Annotated in this window: 10 protein-coding genes and 2 pseudogenes; 4 read left to right on the forward strand and 8 right to left on the reverse strand. The window is 51.5% G+C overall.

Translation table 11 applies throughout. The annotated features are described in order from the left end of the window. The 6 genes from phoP to rluE form a co-directional block, all read right to left on the reverse strand. On the reverse strand, positions 1–617 hold a 617-nt coding region (gene phoP, locus AC2LB6_RS24080), incomplete at its 3' end, for a two-component system response regulator PhoP (protein ID WP_490095406.1). A gap of 104 nt (positions 618–721) precedes the next feature. Continuing rightward, positions 722–2092, reverse strand: a complete 1371-nt coding sequence (gene purB / locus AC2LB6_RS24085) for an adenylosuccinate lyase (protein WP_490095407.1) — start codon at positions 2090–2092, stop codon at positions 722–724. A gap of 44 nt (positions 2093–2136) precedes the next feature. Next, the gene (gene hflD / locus AC2LB6_RS24090) at positions 2137–2778 is read right to left on the reverse strand and encodes a high frequency lysogenization protein HflD (protein WP_292993293.1); all 642 of its coding nucleotides are present in this window, start codon (positions 2776–2778) and stop codon (positions 2137–2139) included. A 42-nt stretch (positions 2779–2820) separates the two neighbouring features. Continuing rightward, on the reverse strand, positions 2821–3933 hold the full coding sequence (gene mnmA, locus AC2LB6_RS24095; protein WP_490095408.1) for a tRNA 2-thiouridine(34) synthase MnmA: 1113 nt from the start codon (positions 3931–3933) through the stop codon (positions 2821–2823). Between the two features lie 42 nt (positions 3934–3975). Then, positions 3976–4449 (reverse strand): NUDIX domain-containing protein, encoded by a 474-nt coding sequence (locus AC2LB6_RS24100; RefSeq protein ID WP_490095409.1) that lies wholly within the window; start codon positions 4447–4449, stop codon positions 3976–3978. Between the two features lie 44 nt (positions 4450–4493). Then, positions 4494–5156 (reverse strand): 23S rRNA pseudouridine(2457) synthase RluE, encoded by a 663-nt coding sequence (gene rluE, locus AC2LB6_RS24105; protein ID WP_490095410.1) that lies wholly within the window; start codon positions 5154–5156, stop codon positions 4494–4496. Between the two features lie 104 nt (positions 5157–5260). Here rluE and icd point away from each other — a divergent pair, with 104 nt between their 5' ends. Continuing rightward, on the forward strand, positions 5261–6511 hold the full coding sequence (gene icd, locus AC2LB6_RS24110) for an NADP-dependent isocitrate dehydrogenase (protein ID WP_008925947.1): 1251 nt from the start codon (positions 5261–5263) through the stop codon (positions 6509–6511). 108 nt (positions 6512–6619) lie between these two features. On the opposite strand, the pseudogene AC2LB6_RS24115 reads toward icd, so the two are convergent. Continuing rightward, a pseudogene (locus AC2LB6_RS24115) lies at positions 6620–7468 on the reverse strand (tyrosine-type recombinase/integrase); the annotation flags it as partial. A gap of 468 nt (positions 7469–7936) precedes the next feature. Between AC2LB6_RS24115 and AC2LB6_RS24120 the strand changes: the two are divergent. Both AC2LB6_RS24120 and AC2LB6_RS24125 read left to right on the forward strand, forming a co-directional pair. Then, a complete protein-coding gene (locus tag AC2LB6_RS24120; protein WP_490095411.1) occupies positions 7937–8215 on the forward strand; it encodes an antitermination protein Q in 279 nt (92 codons plus the stop codon). A 155-nt stretch (positions 8216–8370) separates the two neighbouring features. Further along, entirely contained in the window at positions 8371–8661 is a 291-nt protein-coding gene (locus tag AC2LB6_RS24125) for a hypothetical protein (RefSeq protein ID WP_490095412.1), read from the forward strand. 9 nt (positions 8662–8670) lie between these two features. Here the strand turns inward: AC2LB6_RS24125 and AC2LB6_RS24130 are convergent, their stop codons facing one another. Further along, entirely contained in the window at positions 8671–9462 is a 792-nt protein-coding gene (locus tag AC2LB6_RS24130; RefSeq protein WP_490095413.1) for a DUF4225 domain-containing protein, read from the reverse strand. 284 nt (positions 9463–9746) lie between these two features. On the opposite strand from AC2LB6_RS24130, the pseudogene AC2LB6_RS24135 reads away from it, so the two are divergent. Further along, positions 9747–10156 (forward strand): annotated as a pseudogene (locus tag AC2LB6_RS24135) (DNA-methyltransferase); the annotation flags it as partial.

The following is a 10156-nucleotide window of genomic DNA, read 5'->3' on the forward strand; positions in this document are numbered from 1 at the left end:
GGGTGCAACGCCAGAATTTTTTTGCGCAGACGACCCATCAGAACGTCGATGGTGTGGCTTTCACGCAGTTCAGCGTCAGGATAGAGCTGTAGCATCAGCGAGTCTTTACTCACCACTTTGCCCGCGTTGCGGATCAGCGTCTCAACAATGGTGTACTCAAAGGCGGTCAGCTTCACCGGCTCTTCGTTGACCGTCAGTTCACGGCGTGAGAGATCCACCTGAAACGGAGCCATATCGATGATTTGTGACGCATGACCACTGTTGCGGCGCATCAGCGCCTGCAGGCGTGCCGCGACCTCTTCAATGTGAAACGGCTTAGTCACATAGTCATCTGCACCGGCTTCCAGCGCTTCCACTTTCGCCTGCCAGCCCTCACGGGCGGTCAGCACCAGAATCGGCTGACGTACGGCATCACTGCGCCAGCGGCGAATCAGCGACATGCCATCTTCATCCGGCAGGCCGAGATCGACCAGCGCGATATCAGGCAGATGCTCCCGAAGAAAATAGTCGGCTTCTTTGGCGTCTTCGGCGGCATCGACCTGATGGCCCATGTCACGTAACTGAACGGCAAGATGATGGCGCAGCAGGGCATTGTCTTCAACAACCAGAACACGCATAGAAATTCCTTACACTCTGTTTGAGTCAACCTGCAGAAAGTATACGCGAAATGTATTAAACAAGATGTTAACGCAGACCGGACGGGGCCGGTCTGCGGCGGGCATTATTTCAGATCGTCAACCATCTGGATAGCGCGACCAATATAGTTTGCAGGCGTCATCTGCTTCAGACGCACTTTTTCCTCTTCCGGCAGCGCCAGGCTGTCGATAAAGGCCTGCATACCGGCAGCATCCACGCGTTTGCCACGTGTCAGCTCTTTCAGCTTCTCATACGGCTTCTCAATGCCGTAACGGCGCATCACCGTCTGGATCGGTTCCGCCAGCACTTCCCAGTTGTGATCCAGTTCATCCAGCAGACGGTCGCGGTTCACTTCCAGCTTGGAGATACCTTTCAGTGTCGCCTGATAGGCGATCAGCGCATAACCTACGCCCACGCCGAGGTTACGCAGCACGGTAGAGTCAGTCAGGTCACGCTGCCAGCGTGAGACCGGCAGTTTGCTGGCCAGATGCTGCATGACGGCATTCGCCAGACCCAGATTACCTTCGGAGTTTTCGAAGTCGATCGGGTTCACCTTGTGCGGCATGGTGGATGAGCCGATTTCGCCCGCAATCGTTTTCTGTTTGAAATGGTTCAGCGCCACATAGCCCCAGACATCACGATCGAAATCGATCAGGATGGTGTTAAAGCGGGCGATACAGTCAAACATCTCAGCGATATAGTCGTGCGGCTCAATCTGGGTTGTGTACGGGTTCCAGGTGATCCCCAGCGAAGTGACAAAGTTCTCGCTCAGCTCATGCCAGTCCACTTCGGGATAGGCGGCAATGTGGGCATTGTAGTTACCGACCGCGCCATTGATTTTGCCCAGTACTTCAATCTGCTTCAGCTGACGTAACTGACGCTCCAGACGGTAAGCGACGTTAGCCATCTCTTTACCCATGGTCGACGGCGTTGCCGGCTGGCCGTGGGTGCGGGAGAGCAGTGGAATGTCACGGTATTCGCTGGCAAGGCCTTTCACGGCGCTGATCAGCTGGTCCCAGTAAGGCAGGATTACGTCACGGCGGGCTGTTTCCAGCATCAGGGCATGCGACAGGTTGTTGATATCTTCAGAAGTGCAGGCGAAGTGGATAAATTCAGAAACAGCATGCAGTGCAGGGAGATTGGCGACTTTCTCTTTCAGGAAATACTCAACCGCTTTGACGTCGTGGTTGGTGGTGCGCTCAATGGTTTTGATGCGTGCTGCATCTGCTTCTGAAAAACCGGCGACAATCGCATCAAGGAAAGCGTTTGCGTCGGCATCAAATGCAGGAACTTCCTTGATCTCTGCGGTCGCGGCCAGTTTTTGTAACCAGCGAACTTCAACCTCAACGCGGAATTTCAGCAAACCGAATTCGCTGAAAATCGCACGCAGCGGGCTGACTTTATCGCCGTAACGACCATCGACAGGTGAGACGGCGGTCAGAGAGGATAATTCCATCAGTGCAACTCCTGATTCATTTAGCAGTGTTTTGCCGCACCGACTTAGTAAGTCAGTGGCAGCCGGGATAAGAGGGTTTTCGCTTCACGCAGCAAACGCTGACGTGAGAACATCAGTTGCAGTCGGCCACCGCCGACCTGCTGCCACAACACGGCAGCTCGGATACCGGCTAACAGGGTGGCGCGCACTTTACTCTGCACTTGCGTATTCTGCAGCACCGCGGGTGAACCGGTGACCTGAATACGCGGGCCAAGCGGGCTGATCACATCCACATAGATGGCCGCCATCGCGCTGAGAATGGTGTCTGACTCCAGCTCATAATGCGCTAGCTGGCGATCCAGTTGAGAGATGCGCTGTGCCAGCGTCGCCATGGCAGATTTACTGGCGCTGAGCTTGCGCTCCAGCACCATCATACTCAGGGTATAACGCGTCAGTTCAGCGCCTGCGCCCTGGCGACTGCTGCTGTTCAGCACCGCCATCAGGGTTTCAAGGCCGAGGCGCAGGTTGGCTTCATTGTTGCCAAATACCGCCAGCGTGGAGCCAGGATTGAGGTCCAGCACGCTGCGCAGCGACACAGTCAGCGCCTCTGGCTGGCAGTGACCCTGCTGAGCCAGTTGCTGCACCAGATGGGCGGACTGGCAGATGCCCGCCAGCGCCAGCGTGATTTCCTGATAATTTTTCGCCACGGTTACTCCTGTTTACGCGTCATCAACGCGGGCTGATCCCGCTTATTCCGCCACTAACGGCAGGCGCTGTTCGATAATACCGCCACCGAGGCAGACGTCGCCAAGGTAAAACACCGCAGACTGACCCGGCGTGACCGCAGCGACCGGCTCGTCAAAGCGCACTTCAATCCGATCGTCGCCGTGTGGAATAATCTCACAGGGAATATCAGTCTGACGATAGCGGGTTTTCACGGTGCAGCGCAGCGGGGTGGTAATCGGCTGGCGATCGACCCAGTGCAGCTGCTGTGCAATAAGGCCAACGGACATCAGGCGCGGATGATCGCCGCCCTGGGCGACAATCAGACGGTTACGTGCCACATCTTTGTCGACCACATACCAGGGATCATCTTTGCTCTCTTTCAGGCCGCCAATACCCAGTCCTTTACGCTGTCCCAGAGTATGGTACATCAGCCCCTGATGTTCACCGACGATCTGGCCTTCCGTCGTTTCAATCTCGCCTGGCTGAGCCGGGAGATAGCGCGCCAGGAAGTCACGGAATTTGCGTTCGCCGATAAAGCAGATGCCGGTCGAATCTTTTTTCTTCGCGGTGATCAGGTCCAGCTGTTCGGCAATGCGGCGCACTTCCGGTTTTTCCAGCTCGCCGACCGGGAACAGACTTTGGGCAATCTGCTGGTGGCTGAGGGTATAGAGGAAGTAGCTCTGATCTTTATTGCCATCCAGACCGCGTAACAGCTGGCTCTGGCCGTCCACGTCATGGCGACGCACGTAGTGACCCGTGGCGATGAAATCTGCGCCCAGGTCCTCTGCGGCGAACTCCAGGAACGCTTTGAATTTGATCTCTTTATTGCAGAGGATATCGGGGTTAGGCGTGCGGCCCGCTTTGTACTCTTCGAGGAAATGCTCAAAGACGTTATCCCAGTATTCAGCGGCAAAGTTAACTTTGTGCAGCTTCATACCCAGCTTGTCGCACACCGCTTGCGCATCCGCCAGATCGTCCGCGGCGGTACAATACTCCTCGCCATCGTCCTCCTCCCAGTTCTTCATGAACAGGCCTTCAACCTGGTAACCCTGCTGCTGCAGTAACCAGGCGGAAACGGAAGAATCGACGCCGCCGGACATACCGACGATCACTTTTTTCTGGCTGTTGTCAGACATGACACGCTCGCATTACGATAAAAAAACAGGCGGCGCATTCTATCATGCAGAAGGCAGGCGCGCACCCTCGTGAAACGGCCACTGGAACGGGCTGACCAGATGTAGCGGATAGCGCGTGCCCTGTTGCCACAGGCGTACGCTCTCAGCGACCAGCGGTGAACGCAGGTTAGATGCAGTGAGAATCTGCGCTGGCGGCAGCCACCAGCAACAATCGATGTCGCTGTCCTGCGGCTGGGTTGGGGTTTTTTCCGCCAGATCTACGCCAAACAGAAAACGCACAAAAGGCGTACTGTCGGGCGCGATCCACTGGTTTATCCCGATGAAATAGTGCATCGAAGCCGCAATGCCGGTCTCTTCATAGAGTTCGCGTTCGGCAGCTTCCAGCAGTGTTTCATCCGCTTCGAGATGTCCGGCAGGCTGGTTCCAGGTGGCATGACAGTTGATCGTCTCTTCCACCACCAGCAATTCACCTTCGGCCTGGACCAGACAGGCGACAGTAACATGAGGTTTAAACATCTCTTCTCCGCAATTGTTAACCTGAGGTTATAAAAAACCGGTTTTCAGAGAGCGCTATCGCTGAGTTCGCGCCACGCGCCTGGGGCCAGATCGTCGAGCGTGTAACTTCCCATGGCGTAGCGGATTAACCGTAAGGTAGGAAAGCCGATATGGGCGGTCATCCGGCGCACCTGACGATTACGTCCTTCATACAGCGTGACTTTCAGCCACTGCGTCGGGATGTTTTTACGCTCTCGGATAGGCGGCTGACGTGGCCAGAGCCACGCCGGCTCAGTCACTTTCTCTACGCCCGCGGGCAGGGTCAACCCATCTTTCAGATTAACCCCATCCCGCAGAGGCTGCAGATCCGCCTCCTGTGGTTCGCCTTCCACCTGCACATAATAGATCTTACCGGTCCGTTTGCCGGGCTGAGTTAGCGCGGCCTGCAGGGCGCCGTCATTGGTCAGCACCATCAAACCTTCGCTGTCGCGATCAAGGCGACCAGCGGCATAGACTTCTGCGACGCTGACAAAATCCTTCAGTGTGCGGCGGCCCGCTTCATCGGTGAACTGTGGCAGAACGTCGAACGGTTTGTTAAGCAAAATCACACGGCGCGGAGTTGCAAGGCGGGCAGGGCCACGCCGTGCATCACGCGTCGGGCGGCTGAATCGTTTATCCTGGTGAATTCGTTGAGTTGTTTTTCGCATGGGCTTTGCAGTAAGAAACATTCGGCGCATTATAACGTGAAATTGCGGTGATTGGCGTGACGGAAATATTCAAGTAGTATTGACGCGCATCTTACAAATCATTAACAAACGCCCAGGAGAGGTTAATGGAAAGCAAAGTAGTTGTTCCGGCGGAAGGTCAGAAAATCACCCTGAATCAGGGCAAGCTTACAGTGCCAAACAATCCAGTCATTCCTTACATTGAGGGTGACGGTATCGGTGTTGATGTTTCCCCGGTCATGCTGAAAGTCGTCGACGCGGCGGTGAAGAAAGCCTACAACGGCGAGCGTAAGATCTCCTGGATGGAGATTTACACGGGTGAGAAGTCAGTTGAACTCTACGGCCAGGATGTCTGGCTGCCACAGGAAACTCTCGACTTAATTAAAGAATATCGCGTAGCCATCAAAGGCCCACTGACCACCCCGGTCGGCGGCGGTATTCGTTCACTGAACGTAGCACTGCGTCAGGAGCTTGACCTCTACGTCTGCCTGCGTCCTGTTCGTTACTACAAAGGCACGCCAAGCCCGGTTAAACGCCCTGAAGAAACCGACATGGTGATCTTCCGTGAAAACTCCGAAGATATCTATGCGGGTATCGAGTGGAAAGCGGGCTCTGCCGAAGCGGACAAAGTGATCAAGTTCCTGCGCGAAGAGATGGGCGTGAAGAAAATTCGCTTCCCTGAGCAGTGTGGTATCGGCGTTAAGCCGTGTTCAGAAGCGGGTACCAAACGTCTGGTGCGCGCGGCAGTGGAATACACCATCACTAACGATCGTGATTCACTGACCCTGGTTCACAAAGGCAACATCATGAAGTTCACCGAAGGCTCTTTCAAAGACTGGGGATACCAGTTGGTGAAAGAAGAGTTCGGCGGCGAACTGATCGACGGCGGCCCATGGATGAAGTTCAAAAACCCGAACACCGGCAAAGAGATCATCGTTAAAGATGTGATTGCTGATGCGTTCCTGCAACAGATCCTGCTGCGTCCGGCAGAATATGACGTTATCGCCTGTATGAACCTGAACGGTGATTACATCTCTGACGCCCTGGCGGCGCAGGTTGGCGGTATCGGTATCGCCCCAGGCGCTAACATCGGTGACGAATGTGCACTGTTCGAAGCGACTCACGGTACAGCACCTAAGTATGCCGGTCAGGATAAAGTGAATCCAGGTTCAGTGATCCTCTCTGCAGAAATGATGCTGCGTCACATGGAGTGGTTCGAAGCGGCTGACCTGATTGTTAAAGGTGTTGAAGGCGCTATCGCTAACAAGACCGTGACTTACGATTTCGAACGCCTGATGGATGGCGCTAAGCTGCTGAAATGTTCAGAGTTTGGTGACGCGATCATCGAAAATATGTAATCCGCATTACGTAACATATAGCCAACACGAATGTAAAAATCGTGTTGGCTTTTTATTTCATGCCCTTTTCCCCAAAACTCTTCCCCAAAACTGTTCATAAAATCACCTTCACACAGCAACCACAATCCAGTCTTTCCCGCGATCATCGTTATAGCGATCAGTCATTTTTTGAGTCTTATGGCCGAGTAATTTTTGAGTGTCCACACCCTGTTCACGATACAGACGTTCCGATAGCGAGCGCTGCTCATGAAAGGTGGGCGCAGCCCCTTCAGCCCAAGTTAGACCACAGTGATTCCGAGCCTTTTTGAACGTTGTCGTAATAGAGCTGGCAGAAACCTTATCTCCCCGGACGGCCTGCGAGGTCGAGTGACGGAAATGGACCAGATATTTACTCACAACAGCGTCCCGGCATTGGGTGACAACCTCCCTGAGTGAGATATCAATGGCCATGCACCTCAAGCTCAGAGGGATGGCAACACGGCAGCCGGTTTTCTCCTGGGTAACATGCAGCATGTCGTCCCAGATGTCCGAAAATTGCATATTAGAAATATCCCCAATACGCTGGCCGGTGACCAGAGCCAAAAGCATTGCGCACTGGAGATAGGGCGGGTGATCTTCTGCAGCGCTGAATATGGCCTGCCACTCGTCCAGTGAAAGACGCTGACGCACAATCCGGTTGCGAGGCTGTTTTGTGGCCTGTGCAGGGTTGTAGCCTGGGGGAACGTGCCCAGCGTGCTGGGCCTCTTTGAACACATCGATGATCGCCATCCTTACTACCTGAGCCATTCGGTTATGGCCTTCGGCTTTAACAGCATCAACAATCTCCGCGACCTGTAACGCGCCAACATCTTTTAAATACATCATTCCGCAATTCTGACGTAACAATTCTACCGGCTTCTTTTTCTGTTTGACCGAATTTAATTTTATCTCGCCTGACTCAAGACGCTCCTGCTGTATTCTTTGCGTTTTTCGCCGGTGGCCTACCCAAAGAGCAAAAGGTTACTTAGTAAAATGGATGACAGAGAATCTATTCCCTTTCACGCGCCTGGGCAGTCCCGCCCACCAGCACCTAAACCGAAGGTGTGGGGCGCAGCCAGAAATGTTAATGGCCATGTCCCTGGCTCACCTCGTCCGGCTCCTGCACCACAACCAGCACCAAAAAAAAAAGGCTGAATTGAGGCTGTCCACAGCTTGGTTTATGGGCTAACCCTGTAGTTAAGGATATCCAGATTTTTAAAGAGCAAAGCGTCCATTGGGCGCTTTTTTGTTATCTGCTAATCACCAAGAGAGCATGGTCCACGTTTATAGCTGGTGGGCTACTGCAATAGCCCACTGCCGTTTCTCCACATTTGAAATTGAGCCTGCTTTTAACCACATCAGGCGAGGTAGTTCCTCTTATTCCCCAACAACAAAAAGGATATTGTTATGAATAGAGAGCGTTATTTAGTGCGCCTTAAACTTCAGCGAGCTTTAGCTGATCTCAACTACTCGTTGGAATGCTTTGGTGATCATCTGGCTAAGGAGCAGGGTTATCGCCGCATGCCATCCAGCACCGCGTTCAGGGCCATCAACGTGCTGGTGCCAGAACTTACGCAGTCGTCCTGGTCACGGAACTGGAAGCCATTCTTCGAGAAGCTGGTGGCGAAGTGTGAAATCGAAGAGAGTCACGCTGATTTGGCTTTTCAGAGGATCACCCGGGCATAATTCTGATTATTAACTCATGAGGCCATAAGAGTGGGCGTATCGGCTCGCTGACTACAATCAGATCGCCCGATTGGCTTCAATGCTTCTATTTTTTAGTACTGGTTAAGGTTATAATAAATCGTTACGGTAGAAGCGCACCCAATAAGGACATAGGAATGGAAAACCGGGCATTCAGAATGCTTAACAGCAAAGAAAAAAATTTTATTACCGACTTGTCAGTTAAAGAAAACATTACTGTCGATACCACAATTAATCGCATACTCAGAGTGAGTATTGGTTTTATTATATTATCTTTATTACTTACAGCTATAGGGATTTATGTGTTTGTATCAGGCAGTAGTGATATCTACGGATTTATATTTTCTTGGTTTGTTGTTATGTTTCTGATAGTGATTTTAACCCCAATAAAAATTGGGGCTAAAATATTACTTGGGCGGCTTAAATAAGAACAGGGATTAGTCTGATTCATAAATGTTCAGCACGGTAATGCCATCTCCTAGCATCTCCAATGCAAGGGATGGTGCACCCATCGTTTTGAAACTCCTGATGTAGTCAGCAGGAATATAATGAAAAAGACGCCATGCATCAGGCTTAAGCAGCATTCTCCCTAATCCGTACCCCGACAAAACCAGGTCGACAGCGCTATAGGAAAGCTGTCCAGCCTTGGAACTTAACCCCAGAAATTCAGCTGTTTTTATATATTGCTCTCTCATAAATCCACTAGTGTTACTTCTGTTATCTCTCAAATTCACGAAGCCTTCCTGAAGGTTGTTAGCACCGTGGAGAATTAGGGTGACTCCTGCAAAAACTCCTACTACATTCCCTGTTAATAAACCAGCAGTTGTAAATCCTATCCCGGCAATGACTTGACCAGTACCAATAACCAGCCCAACACCATTCACAAAATATCCCCATGTATCAAGATGATTAGTCACCAGTTCAGCAGAGACAGCTATTTTTGCTGTACCTGTCCTGAGAGCAGCATCCTGGTTGTGAAGCAATTTTTTTTCTTCCTGTAAATTATACAGACAAAGCTTGCATTCACGTTCATCAGTTGCTTTCTTAACTCCCTGAATCTGCGCCTCGATAAAGCGATCTATTTCGTTATTAAAATTAATATGAGAGATAAGGTTCTTAAGATGCTCAGATGAAAGTCTGCGTGCAGTCATCCGCAGATAATGTGCAGCGTCATTTGCCTGAAGCAGGTAGTAGCTGTTAAATCTTTTCTTGTCCACATAGTTATCCATAACATCAACTCCGATAAGTCACTGTGATTTAGTACCATCTACGGTTTACTACAGAGCTGAGAGTTTTCAAAGTTAAAAAGTTTGACTTTGCATAAAACTGGCGTATTCTAATTAAATAGTGGCAGACCTCTAGCCATGCAACCACAATAAATGAGCCTTGGCATTGCTGGGGCTTTTTTGTTTAGATGATCGCTAGTAGTTAAGTCGCGCCTTAAACTGTTTAAGGGCCGTCATCAGGATGGCTCTATTGTTTCTTCCCTTCCCTATTAAATAGAACTAGCGAAATGCACAAAGTATCCGCTCCCGGTCTTGTATTGTTCAAGGCCGATTGTTTGCGCGTGCTTAAACCATGCCAGACGATTCAATTGACCTGATTGTTACTGACCCGCCTTATTTCAAAGTTAAACCTGACGGGTGGGATAATCAGTGGAAAGGGGATGAATATTATTTAAGGTGGCTGGATTGCTGCCTGGCGGAGTTCTGGCGGGTGTTGAAACCTAACGGAAGTCTCTATTTGTTCTCGGGGCATCGACTCGCATCTGATATCGAAATAATGATGCGCGATCGCTTTAACGTTCTAAACCACATCATCTGGGCTAAGCCTGATGGGCGCTGGAAGTGTAAGTATCCCAGCTTTAGTTCCACACACTTTTTGAGATTTCCGGTTTCTCAGCCATCAGCCGGTATTCTTCCG

It is taken from the genome of Pantoea sp. RCC30.1 (assembly GCF_058148845.1).